The organism is Polaribacter pectinis (genome assembly GCF_014352875.1).
GTDB classification, from domain to species: domain Bacteria; phylum Bacteroidota; class Bacteroidia; order Flavobacteriales; family Flavobacteriaceae; genus Polaribacter; species Polaribacter pectinis.
Genome location: NZ_CP060695.1, coordinates 2,649,672 through 2,666,746, shown reverse-complemented (window position 1 = coordinate 2,666,746; position 17,075 = coordinate 2,649,672). Strand labels below are relative to the sequence as shown.

The following is a 17,075-nucleotide window of genomic DNA, read 5'->3' as shown; positions in this document are numbered from 1 at the left end:
CAAACTCAATGTATAACTTAAAAACAAAAAATTATGAAAGCAACCTTAGATAATAAACAGAAAAGTAACAACATAACTATCTTCAGATATAAAATTGAAGATTTAGAAAAGAAGCTAACAGAAGAGCATGAAGCGATTAAATCAACTATTGCGATTCCATTAGCTCAAGACTTAGGGGCTATGAAGCCATCTAAACCAGAAGCTACTTGTGAAAAAGATGTTTACAGTGGTGTTATAGAAGGAGCGTATTCAAAAATGATGATGACTGCTAAGAAGGAACTACAATCTGAAATAGAAAGTTTTCATATTATTTCAGAGAAGCAAGAAGCTGATATTAAACTCAACGAATTATCAACAGAGCTAGAGAAAATAGAAACAGAACATCGTCTAAAAAAGAGAGAATTGGCAGCATGTGATGATTCTTTATTAAAAAAAGCAGATAGGTATAAATGGACACGCTTAACGCTCGTTTTTTTAGTGTTGGTTGATACGCTCCTTTCGGGTACGGCTTTACAGGCTATGGGCTACCCGTTAATTGTTTCTTATGTAATAGGATTGGCAATTGGTTTAGGAATTTTCTTTTTAGCAGAAAATTTAGGCGAAATCATTGCGAAAGGTAAAACTCCTGCACAAAAGAGAATGATTACTATTGGAGCGTTTATTTTCCTTTTTATCATCTTCTATATTTTAGGGATTTTTAGGACTACAACTTTTAATAGTAGTAACAATTTTGGGACAGGTGTGCATCCTCTTTATTTTGCTTGTTTAAACTTATTCTTTTCAATTATTGCTTTCTTGGTGGTAGAGTTTAGAGGTTTAAATAGTAAAGAGAAAAAGCTTTTAGATCGCTACAATATTACCAAAGAAGCTGTTGAAGTATTAGTCAAAAAGATTCAAGAACTTAAGGACAAAATTATTTCTGTACGTCAAGTTCAAGCCGATGCAGAAGTTGCAAGAAGGCAAATACAAATCTATGCACAAGACATACAAGAATTGATTCAACGTTTTTTCGAAGACAGTCAAAAAACATTTTATTCAACAAACTGTATTCATCGTTCTGACGGAGAGGTTCCAAAATTCTTTGGAGATACCATTCCAACACTTCCGTCATTTCATAAAGCAATAAAATTATAAATGATGAAAAAGTATATCTACATAATGGTGATTGGGTTGATGATATCAGCCTGCACCGATTCAGAAAATTCCAATACCGTTATTGCGGTATTGGAAGACATAACGGAGACTGATTTTATTGCCACACCAGATGCTAAAAATATTATGATTCAGTTTGGTTTTGAATCAGATTTATGGCGTTCCGCTACCTTCAGGTACGGAAGAATGAATAGTTTGATACATAACAGTCGTGATTTGGTTTCATTAGCTCAAGAAAAAGCACTTTTAGGTAATGAGCTGGAAAGGAGAAGATTGGTTACTAACTTTAATAAAGGTGTTGAGGATATATTAAACAAACCTAAGGATAGTAGTATTTACAACCATTCTTCTATTTGGTTGCCAATTGTTGAGGAGTTAAGGGTTCTACAGAAAGATTCTATTAGTAAAAGTAGACTATATGTCTTTTCAGATTTACAAGAAAATACACGTTGGTTTTCAGTTTTTAGAGTTAAAGATATTCACTTATTAGAAGCCCAAACAGATGATTTGGTGGAAATATTTTTGAGTAAAGCTGAAGGGATTACACCTTCTAATTTAATAGAAGTCATCGTTGTGTACCAGCCAAAGACAATAGCTGAAGACGAACTGTTTCAGAAGCTAAAACAATTGTATATGCAATTGTTTTCAAGATTGGGAATCTCTATCAAATTTACCGCAAACTTAAATAGTAAGATCTGATGAAGGTTCTTGGAATATTACTCAAGTTTTTTTGGAAGATACTGCTGATTTGCGCCTACATGATCACCAAGGCAGGAGAATTATTATTAACCACATTCAATAACGCATTCAAACAACTTTTAGACAAATGAATATTCAAGATACACTTTCACATATTTCAGAAAAAGGTGAAGAGTTTTTAGATGGAATTCTTCAAAATCTATTAGGAGGTAAACATAATTTATCGGCAAAATTTGGTCAAGAGAGTAAACTAATTTCTGCACGATACGATGGACTTTCTATTACAGGAACAAAGTTTTTAACATCAAAAAAATCAAAGGAACATTTATTATGCTTTGCACCTAGTGGTGTTGGTAAATCGACTGTTTTTTTAATTCCAAGTGCACTCAATATTGCAACAGCTAAAAAGCCAGCCAGTATGATTATAAATAATCCGTCTGGGGAACTTTCAAAAATGACGAATTACTTCATCAATCAAGGATATGAAGTGTATAGTTTTGACCCTGATAATAAAGAGCAATCTATTTATTACAATCCTTTGCATCGTATAAAGAACCCTTCGGATGTAACAAAAGTAGCCACAATGTTGGTGCAGAAAAACGGAAAAAAGGTATCTGACTTTTGGGATTTAAAATCTATAGAACTTATCAGTTTACTCATTGAATTCTTATTAGAAAACACTTCAAAAATCTATCAGAACATCGCAAATATTTATTATCTGCTTGAGAACTTAGCAGGGAATGAAGTTGCTGTTAATGGACTTTTTGCAGACAAAGCTACAGAAAACCAATGGCGAGCATATAAAAGTGTTATTGCTAATAGTGAGAAGACAAAATCTAATATTATTAGTTCAGCAATTTCTCATTTATCTTTTATTGGAAAAGACCCATCACTTTGCGATGTAACGAGTTTAGATTCCTTCGATTTCTCTCGCATGAAAACGGAAAAAATTGTTTTGTTTTTAAACTGTAATATTTCTAATATGAATTATTATAGTCCAATTTTCGGTTTGTTTTTTGAGCAATTATTTACAGAAATCTTCCGCTCCATTCCTAAAGATTCGGATAATGATTTGTATTTACTCATTGATGAGTTGAGTTCTATTCCACTTCCAAGCCTTTCAAACGTAATAGCAAATGCGAGAAAATACATGTCTATACTGGGGGTATTGCAGGGGGAGAGCCAATTGTATGAGAATTATGGACAGTATAATGCTAAAAGCATCCTTAATAACGCCTGTAAGGTCTATATGACAGGTTTAAACGATGAATGTGACCGAATATCCAAAGCTTTAGGAGACTATCAGTATTACGAGGACAAGGAAAAGAAAATGCTACGCACCAGACCTCTTATGACAGGTTCAGAAATTAGAACGATGCCAGTAGATAAGGTTATTGTAATTCCTAATGGCGGTATGAAAGCTTTGTATTGTTCAGTGAAGCCATATTACAAAATCAGAAAATTTATAGAGGCAATGAAGATTGATTTACCTGAAGAATATGAGCAAAGGCAATCACTCAACTTCACAACACAATACTTGTCCTTGGATAAGTATCTTACTGAGGAAGAAAATGATGATAAAAATAAAGAAACGAATACAAACTCTAAAATTGAATAGCTATGAAATTGATGACAAAAGAATTAGAAAAAAGGTTTAAAGAAGTGGGCGACCAATCTGAAAAAGAAAACCCGTTGGTGATTGCCAAGTTCTTTTCACCAGTAGGAGGAGCTACTTGGTTTGCTTCAGAGTATGACCCACAAACCAACATCTGTTATGGATATGTTAAAGATTTAGTGCCTAGTCCTAATGGAATATATGACGAGTTTGGATATTTCTCGATAACAGAATTAGAATCTGTGACCCTGCCATTTGGTTTGAAAATCGAAAGAGATATTCACTTTGATGAAATTACTTTTGATGAATTAATAAAACCTAAAATTCATAAAAGGGAGTCAGAACTTAAGGATATAAAAGAGAATAAGGATCAAAAACAAGATTTAGAACGATAATGGAATCCTTTGAATATACATCTGTGCATCAGTATTTGGATTGTGTTTTACAAAACAATCCAAATGCTTCGCTTAATCAAATAAAGGAAGCTAAAAAAGCTTACAGGAAGTTGTACTATTCGTATTACCGCAAACAAAAAAGGAAAAATAGAAAAGAATTTACACTTGGTTTCTACAACCAACAGCTAGATGAAATTGATGAAAAAAGAGGAAAACTTAGTGTTTCCAAATTCTTATATCACGTAATTAATAAGGAGTTGGTTTCTGAAACTCAACCAATATATATGGTTGAGGAAATTGCAGAAATTCATTTAGAATTAATGCACCTCATTGCTATGGTTGAAGAATTTTTAGATGAGACGGAATCAGACGAAATCACTTCAATACTGGAGAGGTTAGAAAAATTTGAAATATCATTTTCACAAATCCTAAAATCTTAAATTATGATTATTAAAAGCAAATCAATAAAATCCAAAAAGGCACTTGAGAATACCATCAGATATATTCTAACGAAAGAGAACCAGAAAGAATTGGGTTTTATTATGAATAAATTTATCAAAGGAGATAGAAATTTTGATAAACAGATGCAAGAGGCAAAAACAGATTTAGTAAAACAAGAGCAAATTTTGGAAAAGAGAATTCAAAATATGGTTAAACAATTTGAATCTAATGAATTGAAAAGAAAGGTTCAGAGAAGTAATGCAAACCGTGCTTATCATGAAATAGTAAGTTTCCATAAATCTGATACTGATAAGTTGCCAAAAAAAGTACTTTTAAAGATTGCGAGGAAATACGCAAAAGAACGTTCCCCAAATTCTATGGTAATTTCAACAATGCATTCTGATAAAGACCACTTGCATATTCATAATGTGATTTCTGCCTTAGAATTCGCTACAGGAAAACCAGTTCGCCTTTCAAGAAAAGAATTTAAGGATGTAAAAATTCGTATGGAGCAATTCCAAGAAAAGGAATTAGGACTGGAGCATAGTAAAGTAAATCATTCTAAAAAAAAAAGAACAGATGTTACAGCTTGATATTGATAGAGAATTAAACTTGAGAGGGAAGAGAAGTGAACGTCAAGAAATTCAATCCAAATTAATACAAGTATTTTCAAAAGCTAGAACAGAAAAAGTCTACTTCAAAGAATTAGAGAAAGCGGGTATAGAATTATATTCAAGAGGTGGCAAAATTGTGGGAGTTCAAGGATTTAATAAACGATATAGATTAAAGACTTTAGGTTTTGACCCAACACGAATTTCATTAGAAAAAGTAAGGGAGAATAGTCGATTGAAAGATTTACAGAAACTAAAATTTAATAAGAATAAAGACCAAGAGTTAGAACGATAATTTAATAACACATTTCAAAAATACAAGACAGGACGAAGTAATTCTCCTGTCTTCTTTTTTTGGGTAAATTGGATTCCAAAGGTGTCCTTTGGCAAGACTGCTTTTGAAAAAGTTCCGCTGAACTGTTCAAAAGCAATCTTGCCTAGCGATGTCTCAAAAGAATTTTCGACTTGAGTTATCGCTAGTTATCTGTTCAAAAAGTTCGCAGACGACTTTGGACAGGTTGAAAAATATCCACAAAGAGATTTAACAAGTAAAAATAGATGTGAACATTTTTTATTAAGTGATTTTTATCCTGATTAATTATTACTTTTGGAATTTTAGGTTATACTTTACTAAGTATAAGAGTTATTCACTGTAGTATTTTAAAATTATGATTGATTTTAGTAATGTAGAAAATGGAAGCCAATTTGTCAGAGCCGACCTTCATATACACTCATTTAGTTTTGATAATGGTTCTTTCGATGTATCCGATGTAACAATGACACCACAGAATATAGTAGACACAGCTTTAGAGAAGGGTTTGAAGGTTATTAGTATTACTGACCATAATGAAATTGGAAATTCAAAAATAGCAATAGATTACGCTAAAGACAAAAATATTTTAGTAATACCAGGTATTGAAATAAGTACTACACAAGGTCATTTATTAGTTTATTTTGATACATATGATAATTTGAGTAGTTTTAAGGGGAAACTGCATATAGCTCCTAATAAGGAAACATGTAATGAGGGGATAATAAATTGTTTGGATTTAGCGCGAGAACATAATGGTATTGGAGTACTTGCCCATATTGAATTAAGTTCTGGTTTTGAAAGAACAATAGGTCGATTTGGACCACAAATGGAAAATATATTTAAACACCCAAACCTTTTAGGTTTAGAAATAACATCTAAAGATAGTGTTGATTTCTATACAGATAATGATACAGAATCTAACCGTAAGAACCTTATAAATATTCGTAGAAAGGAATTAGATTTACAAGGTGACTATGACCTTGCAAAACTAATGTCTTCTGATTCTCATAAATTAGGTAAGCTTGGTGTTAACGCTTGTGGTGATGGCAGACTTACAAGAATTAAAATGGACGATTTATCCTTTCATGCTTTCAAAGTAGCCTTAATGACTCCAATTGCACGAATTCGTCTTGAGGATTTTATCCCAGAAAAAACACCTCATTTTGTAGGAATACAATTTGATGGAGGTTTACTAAAAGAGCAAATTGTTCATTTTAGTAATAATCTAACTTGCATAATTGGAGGTCGTGGAACAGGAAAATCTACAATGTTAGAATCAATTTGTGAAACTTCAGGTAATAGTAGAAATGCTAGAGTTGTTGATAGTGATGTTTGGTCAGACAAAATTAGTCTTGTTTTTGAAGATGAAACTGGTAAAAAAACATTGCTTACTAGGGAGAAAAATGGAGAAGTTATTAATATGACTGATGGCAATGAAGATGCAATGACTAAAGTTCCTATCGAGATTTATGGACAGGGAGAAACAGCCGAAACGTTACAACATAGCGATAATAATCCAAATGTCCTGTTAGAATTTCTTGATTCTTTTATTGATATTGAATCTTTAAGAACAGAGGATGAGGATTTAAGAAATAAACTTATCGAAAATAAAAGTGATATAGATAAGTTACGTCTTGAAGTAAAAAATATACCAGAAACTTTAAAATTAAAGAAAGATAGAGAAGGTAAAATTAAACGACTTGAAAAAGAAAAAGTTGGAGATCTAGTCAGGCACCACTCAGCACTTTTACAAGAGCGTGCATTAAGAAGTGATTTAATTGAAGAACTTAAGGATTTAATTGAAAAATATAAGAACATTTTTAGTGATAAATCTGTCTTTGAAATGGTAAATGATTTGGATGGAAAAAATATAATAATTGGAAAGGATAATTTTGAAGAGGTTAAAAAAATTGTTGCTGAGTTTTCTGAAGTAGTTAATAAGACTTCAGATAAATTAGATACTGAACTTACATCAAAGATTTCAAGACTTAGGAGTCAACTTACAAGTTGGAAGTCTAAAGAAGCTGATATTCAAAAGGAAATGGATAAGAAAAAACAGGATCTAAAAAAGCAAGGAATTCCTTTTGATATTGGTCAGATAAATCAAATATCTAAAGATCTGGTATTCTATCAAAAGCGATTAAAAAAACTTCTGAATGATAAAAAAATACTCGATGAAAAGCTCAAAGAACGTAAGGAATTATTAAAACACCGCAAGGGAACTAAAGATAGAATTTTTTATTTAAGAAGTGCATTGGCTAAAGAGTTAAATAAAAATCTTAAAAATACTATTGAAGGTTTTTATATTACAATTAAATATTCTCAGGGAACATACTCTCAACAATTCGAAAACCATTTAAAAGGAGTACTTGATTACCGTACTAGTGGAGTAAAAAAAGCTCATCATATTTCAAGGAACACAAATCCTATAGACTTCTCTAAGAATTTATTTAGGAAAGATTTAGATTACCTAAAACTGATTATTGATGAAGGAGTACAAGTATTTAGTGATTCTGAGATTAATCGTATTATTTCAAAATATGATGATGTAGACCAGCGAGAAGATTTAGAGTCATTGGAATTTGAAGACTTGCCATCAATATTAGTAACTAAGAATTATAAAGATGAGGTTACAGGAAAGATTAAACACATTACAAAGCCATTAGCGAATCTTTCTCTGGGACAACAGCAATCTATATTATTGGCAATTTTACTTCACTCAAGAAGTAAAAATCCTTTATTAATAGATCAACCTGAAGATAATTTAGATAGTGAATTTGTATATAAAACCATTGTTTCTAACTTGAGAAAAATTAAGGAGCAACGACAAGTAATCATTGTAACTCATAATCCTAATATTGCTGTATTGGGAGACGCAGAATTAATAATTCCATTAAAAAGCACTAGTACTAGATCGGTAGTTTTTGATAGAGGTTCAGTTGATAATCAGAAATCAAGAAAAATTAGTTGCGCTATTTTAGAGGGGGGAGAAAGAGCTTTCAGGAGAAGAAAAGAAATATATGGTATAAACTAGCTACTCATTCGTTAAAAAATAAGTTTAAAGCATTAGTTTGTTTGACCTATGTTTGACCTATGTTTGACCTAATTAAAAAACCGAAGTGTAAAACTTCGGTTTTTGTTAGTGTACTCAAGGTGGGAATCGAACCCACACTCCCGAAAGAACTGGATTTTGAATCCAGCGCGTCTACCAATTCCGCCACTTGAGCAGTACAATTAATAAGAATGCAAAGCTACTAAATATTTTTAGTTTTTAAAGTCAAAAATTTAATTTCAAACTCAATAAATAATATCTACTTTTGTGTACTTACAACAACACAACAAAAAAACAACTAAATGCCTACAAATCAATTAGCACCAAAACTTTTTGCTTGCTCGCAAAGTACTGTTTTAGCAGAAAAAATAGCTAAAGAATACAACACTACATTAGGAAAAGTAATAACAACTCATTTTAGCGATGGTGAATTTCAGCCAGCTTTCGAAGAATCAGTCAGAGGAAGAAGAGTCTTTTTAATAGGATCAACCTTTCCTACAGCAGACAACTTAATGGAAATGTTACTAATGTTAGACGCCGCTAAAAGAGCATCAGCAAGACATATTACAGCAGTTATGCCTTATTTTGGTTGGGCAAGACAAGATAGAAAAGATAAGCCAAGAGTTGCTATAGGGGCAAAACTAGTAGCCAACTTATTGCAAACAGCAGGAGCAACAAGAATTATGACAATGGATTTGCACGCAGATCAAATTCAAGGTTTCTTTGAAAAACCAGTAGATCATTTATATGCTTCTACTATTTTTATGCCTTATATAAAAAGTTTAAAGTTAGATAATCTTACAATTGCGTCTCCAGATATGGGAGGTTCAAAACGAGCTTATGCATATTCTAAACATCTGCATTCGGATGTTGTAATTTGTTATAAACAAAGAAAAAAAGCCAATGTAATTGGTCATATGGAATTGATAGGTGATGTAGAAGGAAAAAATGTAATTCTGGTAGATGATATGATAGATACTGGAGGAACATTAGCACACGCTGCAGATTTAATGATGGAAAGAGGAGCTTTAAGTGTACGTGCAATTTGTACACATCCAATACTTTCTGGTGGAGCTTATGAAAAAATAGAAAACTCTGGTTTAACGGAGTTAATAGTTTCTGATACAATTCCATTAAAAAAGACTACATCTAAAATAAAAGTGGTATCTTGCGCGCCATTATTTGCGGATGTTATGCACAAAGTGCAAGACAATACTTCAATTAGTGGACAATTTTTAATGTAAATAAATTAATAAAAAAAAGTAATGAAATCAATTACAATTAAAGGATCAAAAAGAGAAAGCGTAGGTAAAGTAGCTACTAAAGCCTTACGTAATGCTGGTATGGTTCCTTGCGTTATATACGGAGGAGATAAGCCAGTGCATTTTTCAGCAGAAGAAAAAGCATTTAAAAAGTTGGTATACACTCCAAACGTTTATACTGCAAGTCTTGATGTTGATGGACAAAAAATATCTGCAATTTTGCAAGACATTCAATTTCACCCAGTATCAGATAAAATCTTACACGTAGATTTTTATCAGTTATTTGATGATAAAGAAGTTACAATGAACATTCCTGTAAAATTAACTGGAACTTCTCCAGGAGTTTTAAATGGTGGTTCTTTACGTTTTACAAACCGTAAATTAAAAATTAAAGCATTACCAGCAAATTTACCAGATTATGTAACTGCTGATATTTCTAAATTAAAAATTGGAAATAAATTAACTATAACATCATTATTTAATGACGATTATAGCTTTATGCACCCAGACAACACTGTTGTTGTTCAAGTTAGAACTTCTCGTAATGCAACTAATGTTGATGACGAAGATGAAGACGAAACTACAGAAGAAGCTACACCAGAAGCAGCAGCTGAATAGTTTAGTTCAAACAAATAAATTTTTAAAAGCGCTACATTTTTGTAGCGCTTTTTTCTTGTCCTAGATTTTATTAGGAGTCATAACTATATCAATCATTATTTATTTCTTCTTATTTTTGAAGAATGAATGTGATATCATTTTTTAAAAACATTTTCGGTTTAAAGCACGAAACTAAAGAAGAATTAATGAAGAAATTTTTAATTGTAGGTTTAGGAAACATTGGTGAAAAGTACACAAATACGCGCCATAATATTGGTTTTAAAATTGTAGATGAAGTTGCTGATGAACACAATGCAACTTTCGAAACAGAAAAGTTAGGAGATGTTGCTAATTTCCGTTTTAAAGGAAGAACCTTTGTTTTATTAAAGCCAAGTACATTTATGAATTTAAGTGGAAAAGCTGTAAAATATTGGATGCAACAAGAAAAAATTTCGACAGAAAATGTTTTAATAATTACAGATGATGTAAATATCGATTTTGGTACAATTCGCGTAAAAGCAAAAGGTTCTGCAGGAGGCCATAATGGACTTAAAGATATTCAAGAGAAATTAAATACCCAACAATATGCTCGTTTTCGCTTTGGAGTTGGGGGTAATTACAGTAAAGGTAGGCAAGTAAACTTTGTTTTAGGAGAATGGACTAAAGAAGAAACCAGCCAATTAATAGAGCGTTTACCAACTTCAGCAAAAGTAGTTACAACTTTTGGTACTGCTGGTTTGGCAAATACCATGAATACTTTTAACGGAAAATAATATTTCTAGTTTTCACTAGCATACCACTCTGCAAAACTAGTATCGGTTTCTTGTAATTTAATGGAATGTAATTTGATTTTTTCTGGCAATCTTTTCTTAATTTTTTCAGCAAAATCAATTACCATCATTTCACTTGTTGGTTGGTAATCTACCAACAAAACATCATGTCCTCTGTCCATTAATTCTTTGGCTAATTCTACGTGAGGTGTATTTTTATTAAAAACTGTGGCATGGTCAAAAACATCTACAATTTCTTCATTTACAATCTTTTTTAAGTCGCCAAAATCAATCACCATTCCAAACTTTACATTGGTGTTGTCTTTAATTGGTTTTCCAGAAACTGTTACAGAAAGTTTATAAGAATGTCCGTGAACATTTTTACATTTTCCATCATAACCATATAAAGCATGACCGGTTTCAAAATTGAATTGCTTTGTTATTCTAATTGTACTCATTAACGACGCTTGTTTCTATATTTGTTGTAAAAATACACAATAACTAAGGCTATTGCTAATACTAAAAATAAATAATCTCCCATTTTTTTAAATAATTATTCTTCCACTAAAAAATCTTGTAAAACATCTGCAATCTTTCTGTTATCAGACAATTGCGGAATTTTATTCTGTCCACCAAATTTACCAATAGATTTCATATATTCATGAAAACCACCTTTTTTAACTTTTCTGATGACAAGTTTACGTAATATTTTTCCCTCAATTAAATCGAAATAATAAATATTTTGCTCTTGCATAGAAGTATCTACTTTTTCTGCAAACTCCTCTAAATTTTCTGGTTCATTTTCAAACTCAATAAACCATTCGTGATAAGGCAAACCACTTGCAGGGTTTACTTGTGGTGCCACAGTAAACTCACTAATATTTATATTGGTTCCTTTTATGGAATCGTTTAATGCTTTTTCTACCTCTTTTCCAATTACATGTTCGCCAAAGGCGGAAATAAAGTGTTTTATTCTTCCTGTTACTTTAATTCTATAAGGTTTTGTTGAAGTAAATTCTACAGTATCGCCAATATTATAACCCCAAAGACCTGCAGTTGTATTTAGAATAATCACATAATTCACACCAATTTTTACATCTTTTATAGAAATTCTGGTCGGATTTTCATCAAAAAATTCAGTCGCAGGAATAAATTCATAAAAAATTCCTGAATCTAATTGCAACAACATTCCTTTTTCGGTTTGAGTATCTTGGTATGCAATAAAACCTTCGGAAGCAGGATATAATTCTATATAATCGATTTTTTTACCAATTAAACTTTCGAATTTGTTCTTATAAGGTTCAAAATTTACGCCTCCATAAATAAAGAAATTAAAATTTGGGAATAACTCAGAAACCTTTTTTCCTGTTTTTTCAATCAGTTTTTCGAAATACATTTGCACCCAAGAAGGAATTCCGCTAATAACAGTCATGTCTTCATTTACGGTTTCTTCAACAACTGCATTTACTTTAGTATCCCAATCTTCAATACAATTGGTTTCCCAGCTTGGTAAACGATTTTTTAGTAAATATTGAGGAACATAATGTGCCACAATTCCACTTAATCTTCCTAATTTAACACCATTTTTATTTTCCAAAACTGGGCTTCCTTGTAAGAAAATCATTTTTCCATCTACGAAACTAGCATCGTTTTTTTCAACAATATAAAATAACAAAGCATTTCTAGCCGCTTTTATATGTGTTGGCATAGATTCTTTGGTAATAGGAATGTATTTTGCACCAGAAGTTGTACCAGATGTTTTGGCATAATACAATGGTTTTCCTTTCCAGAGAACATCAGATTCACCAGCAACCATTCTATCTACATAAGGTCTTAAACCTTCGTAATCTGTAACTTTTACTTGTTTTTTAAAATCTTCGTAAGTTGCTATTTTATCAAAATTATGATCTTTTCCAAAAGCTGTTTTTCTTCCTTCAGAAATTAAATTTTTGAATACTTTTTCTTGTGTTTCAAATGGTTTTTTAGCCCATTTTTGGACTTTTTTAGTAGCAATTTTAGCAAACGGAATTGCAAAAAAGGATTTAATGCTCATTATTTAAAATCGATAAAATTAGTAGGATTTACAGCATAACCACCGCTCCAAAGCTCGAAATGTAAATGTGGTCCAGTAGTTAATTCTCCAGTTGAACCAACAGTGGCAATAACCTCGCCAGATTTTACAAAATCGCCTTGTTGTTTTAGTAGGTTTCCATTGTGTTTGTAAACCGAAATATAATCGTTTGCGTGTTTTAAAATTAAAACATAACCAGTTTCTGTGTTCCATGCAGAAAAAATAACGGTTCCATCTGCAACAGCTTTAATTGGCGTGCCTGTTTTAGCAACAATATCTACTGCAAAGTGTTTAGAATTTACATCAAAATTTTGCGAAATAGTTCCAGTGAGTGGTGCAAAAAAGACAATTTTTACATTACTACTTCCATTTTGTTGAATTGCAAATCTGTTTTCACTTTCAATTTTTTCTCTAAATAAAGAATCTTCTCTAGAAGCATTTAGTAAGCTTTCATCTATTTCTCGCTGTCTTGCTTCTACTTGTAAAGAATCTATACTTTCAGCTTCTATTTCTCCTGTTAATACAGGTTTTAAAGCTAATGTGTAGTTTTCTAAAACAGCTAATTTTGTTTTTAAAGAATCTGCTTTTAGTGTAGCTTTTAAAGCATCTGCTTTTAATTTGGACGAAGAATAGCCTGGTATGTATTCTTTTATTGGTGTAAAGGCAATTAATAAAATAGTGGATGCTATTAGTAAGATTGAGAAAAAACCACCTAAAACAAATACATTTAAACGAGATAATTTTAAAGAAAAACGCTCTTCAAACGTGTCTTCATTTAAAACAACCAGTCTATATTTGTCTGTTAGTTTTTGTTTAAACTTACCCTTTTTTTTAGCCACAAATTAAATTTTGAATTGTTATAAATATACAACGTAAAAATAGTAAATCTATTTTTTGTAGAAATTCATTTCATCAATATATTGCCAAACTTCTTTGGTTAACATTGGTACTATATTTTTTTCAGCCTTTATTCCGTTTCGAATCATTGTAGATGAAATTTGCACAATTGGCGCATTAACTTTATGAATTTTTGGATGATTATCGAATTGAGTTGCTACTTTTCCATCAGAAATTCTTGGATAAACATAAATATGATGATGTTCTAAAATAGTCTCAAAATTTTTCCATTTATGAAAACTTTTTAAGTTGTCTTCACCCATAATTAAGCAAAATTCTTTGTCTTTATAGGTGTCAGATATATGTGCTAATGTAAAAACAGTATAGTTTGGTTGTGGTAATTTAAACTCTATATCAGAAGGTTTTATCTTCGGATAATTTTCTGTTGCTCTGTAAACTAGCTCAAATCTATGATGATTTTCTAGTAAAGAACTTTTCTTTTTAAACGGATTATGGGGCGTAACAACCATCCAAATTTCATCTAAATCTGAATTTTCTACCATGTAATTGGCAATAATTAAATGCCCCACATGAATTGGATTGAAAGTGCCAAAATATAAACCGATTTTACTCATTTTTTAAAAGATATTAGAAAAATGAATAAAGAAAAGAGACTTCTTACTCATCTCTATTCTTGACTCTATTTTCTTGTTTCTCTACTCTTTATTTTCTTTTAATTCCAAAAAATCACTCACTAAATCTTCTGCTTCTTTTAGAGCAACATCTAAATCGTAATTTTTAATAATTTTATCGAATTGAGGTGCAGTTGCTAATTCTACAGAAGCTTTTGCAATTCGCATATTTATCTTTGCTTCGCTTTCTGTCTTACGTTTCTTCAAACGAATTTTTAACTCGTCTACACTTGGTGGCTTTACAAAAACAGACAGTGTTCTTTCAGGATATTTTTTCTTAATTCTTAAACCGCCAACAACATCTATATCAAAAATAACGTGTTTTTTTTGTGCCCAAATTCTTTCAATTTCACTTTTTAAAGTTCCGTAGAAATTATCTCTGTAAACTTCTTCCCATTCTAGAAATTCATCTGCTTTAATTTTATCTTTAAAATCTCTTAAAGAAATAAAATAATAATCTTCACCATCTTTTTCGAAACCTCTTGGTTCTCTTGATGTTGCAGAAATAGAAAATTCTAAATTGAATCTTTCTTGTTGTAATAAATGACGAACAATTGTTGTTTTACCAGAACCAGAAGGTGCTGAAAAGACGAATAATTTTCCTTTAAAATCTGACATAAATTCTTAATTTTTGTCTTGCTGAACTCTCTTCAACATCTTAATATTTAAAAACTGAAATTCATCAGCTTACTTACTTGTATTAAAGTACATTCAAAATCTGTTCCTTAATTTGCTCTAATTCATTTTTCATTTGAATAACCGCTTTTTGCATCGGTGCAAAATTTGCTTTAGAACCAGTTGTGTTTATTTCTCTTCCCATTTCTTGAACAATAAAACCTAATTTTTTACCATTAGAATCTTCAGAAGCCAAGGTTTGTAAGAAATAATCTAAATGATTTGCCAAACGAACTTTCTCTTCATTAATATCTAATTTCTCTAAATAATAAATCAGTTCTTGCTCGAAACGATTTTCATCAGTATCAACTTTTAAATCGTCAATTGCCTTTTTTAAACGTGTTTTTACATTTTCAACTCTATCTCCATCCAACGCTTTTACTTCTTCTAAATACGTTCTAATATTTGTAATTCTTTCTTTAAAATCTATCTCTAAAGAAGCAGCTTCATCAATTCTATATTGTACAATTTCTTTAATGGCAATATCAATATTTTGGTTGATGATATTCCACTCATTTTCATCTAATTCTTCACGATCTGTTTTTAATGCATCTGGCATTCTTACTGCCATTTTTAACAATTCTACATCATCTGAAGTTCCTGTTTGAACCACATTTCTTAATTGTTGCATGTATTGTTTTACAACTCCGTGATTTATACTTGCCGAAGTTTCATCTGCAGTCATTTCTACAAAAATTGAAAAATCTACTTTTCCACGAACTAAAGAACTCGCTAATTTTTTACGTACTGCTAATTCCTTTTCTTTATAATAAGATGGAATTCGAACATTTAGATCTAAATTTTTACTGTTTAAAGATTTAATTTCTATAGTTACTTTTTTGGTTGGCAATTGTAAAACTGCTTTTCCATAGCCAGTCATAGATTGAATCATAAAATAGTCATTTTAAATGAGTTGCAAATATAGTTTTATTTAGTAGAATTTTTAACTTGTTTGGTTACTAAATAAACGCCTAAAAAGATGAGTAAAGTAGCACTAATTTTTACCAAATTTAAAGAATCGCTACCAACAATTAATGCATAAATAGAAGCAATTACAGGTTGCAAATAAATAAACACACTTACTGTTGTTGGTTTTAATTTAGACAAACCATATAAATTGAAAAGATAAGTTACACAAGAAGTAAACACTACTACAAAGCCAATACTCCAATAAATATTACTTGGAATTTCTTGCCAAACGATCTCTGTAAACTCAGTGTAACCAATAGGAATTACAAAAATTAAACCAAATAGATACAGCCATTTTACAAAAACAATAGGATGATATTTTTCAATTAAATTTTTAGCCAAAACCAAATACAAACCATAAGAAGCAGCATTTACAAAAACCAAAAAGTTACCAAGGTTGTTGTTTGTAGAACTTCCATTTGAAGAATTGCCATAAGTAATCAATAAAATAGTACCAATTAAACCAATAAATACACCTAAAATTCTTTGTTTTCCAATAGACTTTTTAATGATAATGCTCGAAAAAATTAACACCAATATTGGAGAGGTTACCATCATTACAGAAGCACTTATTGGTGTAGTTAAACTTAAACCTTTAAAGAAAGCTAACATATTTAAAGAAATACCAAAAAATGATGCTACAAATATTTTTTTATAATCAGATTTCTCTATTTTTTGAGGTTTTACAAATAAACCTAACAACCAAAAAATAGCTGTTGCACCAATAACTCTAATTAAAATAAAAGCATAAGGTTTTACGTAAAAAGGCATTACATCTTTTGCAATGGTATAATTTACACCATAAATTAATGTTGCAATAGAAACTGCAATTAATGCGAGTATTCTTTTATTCATCATAAACGCTCTAAATATTAAGCAACAAAGTTGATGATATTTTTAAAAATGAACATAAAAAAAGAGCCT

General features: G+C 30.8%; 18 protein-coding genes and 1 tRNA gene. 11 read left to right on the top strand and 8 right to left on the bottom strand.

The features are described 5' to 3' along the window. Positions 1 to 33 precede the first annotated feature (33 nt). The 8 genes from H9W90_RS11925 to H9W90_RS11890 all read left to right on the top strand — a co-directional run bounded on the left by H9W90_RS11925 (position 34) and on the right by H9W90_RS11890 (position 8,260). Positions 34 to 1,134: a hypothetical protein gene (locus tag H9W90_RS11925; RefSeq protein WP_187481814.1), complete on the top strand. Its 1,101-nt coding sequence runs from the start codon at positions 34 to 36 to the stop codon at positions 1,132 to 1,134. Next, positions 1,135 to 1,851, top strand: coding sequence for a hypothetical protein (locus H9W90_RS11920; RefSeq protein ID WP_187481813.1), 717 nt, complete (start codon positions 1,135 to 1,137; stop codon positions 1,849 to 1,851). A 127-nt stretch (positions 1,852 to 1,978) separates the two neighbouring features. Continuing rightward, positions 1,979 to 3,469, top strand: a complete 1,491-nt coding sequence (locus tag H9W90_RS11915) for a type IV secretory system conjugative DNA transfer family protein (protein ID WP_187481812.1) — start codon at positions 1,979 to 1,981, stop codon at positions 3,467 to 3,469. 11 nt (positions 3,470 to 3,480) lie between these two features. Then, positions 3,481 to 3,861: a DUF2958 domain-containing protein gene (locus tag H9W90_RS11910; RefSeq protein ID WP_187481811.1), complete on the top strand. Its 381-nt coding sequence runs from the start codon at positions 3,481 to 3,483 to the stop codon at positions 3,859 to 3,861. After that, complete coding sequence (locus tag H9W90_RS11905) at positions 3,861 to 4,301, top strand: hypothetical protein (RefSeq protein ID WP_187481810.1); 441 nt, start codon at positions 3,861 to 3,863, stop codon at positions 4,299 to 4,301. The genes H9W90_RS11910 and H9W90_RS11905 overlap by 1 nt, the downstream gene beginning before the upstream one ends. A 3-nt stretch (positions 4,302 to 4,304) precedes the next feature. Beyond that, positions 4,305 to 4,895, top strand: coding sequence for a relaxase/mobilization nuclease domain-containing protein (locus H9W90_RS11900; protein ID WP_187481809.1), 591 nt, complete (start codon positions 4,305 to 4,307; stop codon positions 4,893 to 4,895). Beyond that, positions 4,882 to 5,208 carry a hypothetical protein gene (locus H9W90_RS11895; RefSeq protein WP_187481808.1) on the top strand — a complete coding sequence of 109 codons (327 nt, stop codon included), beginning with the start codon at positions 4,882 to 4,884 and terminating at the stop codon, positions 5,206 to 5,208. Before H9W90_RS11900 ends, H9W90_RS11895 begins: the two co-directional genes overlap by 14 nt. Before the next feature lie 373 nt (positions 5,209 to 5,581). Next, positions 5,582 to 8,260 (top strand): TrlF family AAA-like ATPase, encoded by a 2,679-nt coding sequence (locus tag H9W90_RS11890; protein WP_187481807.1) that lies wholly within the window; start codon positions 5,582 to 5,584, stop codon positions 8,258 to 8,260. Positions 8,261 to 8,371: 111 nt separating this feature from the next. On the opposite strand, the gene H9W90_RS11885 is transcribed toward H9W90_RS11890, so the two are convergent. Next, positions 8,372 to 8,453, bottom strand: a tRNA-Leu gene (locus tag H9W90_RS11885). 127 nt (positions 8,454 to 8,580) lie between these two features. Here H9W90_RS11885 and H9W90_RS11880 point away from each other — a divergent pair. The 3 genes from H9W90_RS11880 to pth all read left to right on the top strand — a co-directional run bounded on the left by H9W90_RS11880 (position 8,581) and on the right by pth (position 10,910). Then, entirely contained in the window at positions 8,581 to 9,522 is a 942-nt protein-coding gene (locus H9W90_RS11880; RefSeq protein ID WP_187481806.1) for a ribose-phosphate pyrophosphokinase, read from the top strand. A gap of 21 nt (positions 9,523 to 9,543) precedes the next feature. Beyond that, on the top strand, positions 9,544 to 10,158 hold the full coding sequence (locus H9W90_RS11875) for a 50S ribosomal protein L25/general stress protein Ctc (protein WP_187481805.1): 615 nt from the start codon (positions 9,544 to 9,546) through the stop codon (positions 10,156 to 10,158). Between the two features lie 185 nt (positions 10,159 to 10,343). Then, positions 10,344 to 10,910, top strand: coding sequence for an aminoacyl-tRNA hydrolase (pth, locus tag H9W90_RS11870; RefSeq protein WP_254712485.1), 567 nt, complete (start codon positions 10,344 to 10,346; stop codon positions 10,908 to 10,910). Between the two features lie 5 nt (positions 10,911 to 10,915). On the opposite strand, the gene H9W90_RS11865 is transcribed toward pth, so the two are convergent. The 7 genes from H9W90_RS11865 to H9W90_RS11835 all read right to left on the bottom strand — a co-directional run bounded on the left by H9W90_RS11865 (position 10,916) and on the right by H9W90_RS11835 (position 17,006). Continuing rightward, on the bottom strand, positions 10,916 to 11,365 hold the full coding sequence (locus H9W90_RS11865; protein ID WP_187481803.1) for a 6-pyruvoyl trahydropterin synthase family protein: 450 nt from the start codon (positions 11,363 to 11,365) through the stop codon (positions 10,916 to 10,918). 95 nt (positions 11,366 to 11,460) lie between these two features. Then, positions 11,461 to 12,960: a GH3 auxin-responsive promoter family protein gene (locus H9W90_RS11860; RefSeq protein ID WP_187481802.1), complete on the bottom strand. Its 1,500-nt coding sequence runs from the start codon at positions 12,958 to 12,960 to the stop codon at positions 11,461 to 11,463. Then, the gene (locus tag H9W90_RS11855; protein WP_187481801.1) at positions 12,960 to 13,817 is read right to left on the bottom strand and encodes a M23 family metallopeptidase; all 858 of its coding nucleotides are present in this window, start codon (positions 13,815 to 13,817) and stop codon (positions 12,960 to 12,962) included. Before H9W90_RS11855 ends, H9W90_RS11860 begins: the two co-directional genes overlap by 1 nt. 48 nt (positions 13,818 to 13,865) lie before the next feature. Next, positions 13,866 to 14,450 (bottom strand): nicotinate (nicotinamide) nucleotide adenylyltransferase, encoded by a 585-nt coding sequence (nadD, locus tag H9W90_RS11850; RefSeq protein ID WP_187481800.1) that lies wholly within the window; start codon positions 14,448 to 14,450, stop codon positions 13,866 to 13,868. Between the two features lie 81 nt (positions 14,451 to 14,531). After that, positions 14,532 to 15,125, bottom strand: a complete 594-nt coding sequence (gene gmk, locus H9W90_RS11845) for a guanylate kinase (protein WP_187481799.1) — start codon at positions 15,123 to 15,125, stop codon at positions 14,532 to 14,534. An 82-nt stretch (positions 15,126 to 15,207) separates the two neighbouring features. Further along, entirely contained in the window at positions 15,208 to 16,062 is an 855-nt protein-coding gene (locus H9W90_RS11840; protein ID WP_187483982.1) for a YicC family protein, read from the bottom strand. A 47-nt stretch (positions 16,063 to 16,109) separates the two neighbouring features. Then, positions 16,110 to 17,006 (bottom strand): DMT family transporter, encoded by an 897-nt coding sequence (locus tag H9W90_RS11835; RefSeq protein WP_187483981.1) that lies wholly within the window; start codon positions 17,004 to 17,006, stop codon positions 16,110 to 16,112. Between the last annotated feature and the right edge of the window lie 69 nt (positions 17,007 to 17,075).

Coding starts and splice junctions, on each gene's coding strand:
- H9W90_RS11925 (WP_187481814.1), top strand. CDS start 34: ATGAAAGCAACCTTAGATAATAAACAGAAAAGTAACAACATAACTATC.
- H9W90_RS11920 (WP_187481813.1), top strand. CDS start 1,135: ATGATGAAAAAGTATATCTACATAATGGTGATTGGGTTGATGATATCA.
- H9W90_RS11915 (WP_187481812.1), top strand. CDS start 1,979: ATGAATATTCAAGATACACTTTCACATATTTCAGAAAAAGGTGAAGAG.
- H9W90_RS11910 (WP_187481811.1), top strand. CDS start 3,481: ATGACAAAAGAATTAGAAAAAAGGTTTAAAGAAGTGGGCGACCAATCT.
- H9W90_RS11905 (WP_187481810.1), top strand. CDS start 3,861: ATGGAATCCTTTGAATATACATCTGTGCATCAGTATTTGGATTGTGTT.
- H9W90_RS11900 (WP_187481809.1), top strand. CDS start 4,305: ATGATTATTAAAAGCAAATCAATAAAATCCAAAAAGGCACTTGAGAAT.
- H9W90_RS11895 (WP_187481808.1), top strand. CDS start 4,882: ATGTTACAGCTTGATATTGATAGAGAATTAAACTTGAGAGGGAAGAGA.
- H9W90_RS11890 (WP_187481807.1), top strand. CDS start 5,582: ATGATTGATTTTAGTAATGTAGAAAATGGAAGCCAATTTGTCAGAGCC.
- H9W90_RS11880 (WP_187481806.1), top strand. CDS start 8,581: ATGCCTACAAATCAATTAGCACCAAAACTTTTTGCTTGCTCGCAAAGT.
- H9W90_RS11875 (WP_187481805.1), top strand. CDS start 9,544: ATGAAATCAATTACAATTAAAGGATCAAAAAGAGAAAGCGTAGGTAAA.
- pth (WP_254712485.1), top strand. CDS start 10,344: ATGAAGAAATTTTTAATTGTAGGTTTAGGAAACATTGGTGAAAAGTAC.
- H9W90_RS11865 (WP_187481803.1), bottom strand. CDS start 11,365: ATGAGTACAATTAGAATAACAAAGCAATTCAATTTTGAAACCGGTCAT.
- H9W90_RS11860 (WP_187481802.1), bottom strand. CDS start 12,960: ATGAGCATTAAATCCTTTTTTGCAATTCCGTTTGCTAAAATTGCTACT.
- nadD (WP_187481800.1), bottom strand. CDS start 14,450: ATGAGTAAAATCGGTTTATATTTTGGCACTTTCAATCCAATTCATGTG.
- gmk (WP_187481799.1), bottom strand. CDS start 15,125: ATGTCAGATTTTAAAGGAAAATTATTCGTCTTTTCAGCACCTTCTGGT.
- H9W90_RS11840 (WP_187483982.1), bottom strand. CDS start 16,062: ATGACTGGCTATGGAAAAGCAGTTTTACAATTGCCAACCAAAAAAGTA.
- H9W90_RS11835 (WP_187483981.1), bottom strand. CDS start 17,006: ATGAATAAAAGAATACTCGCATTAATTGCAGTTTCTATTGCAACATTA.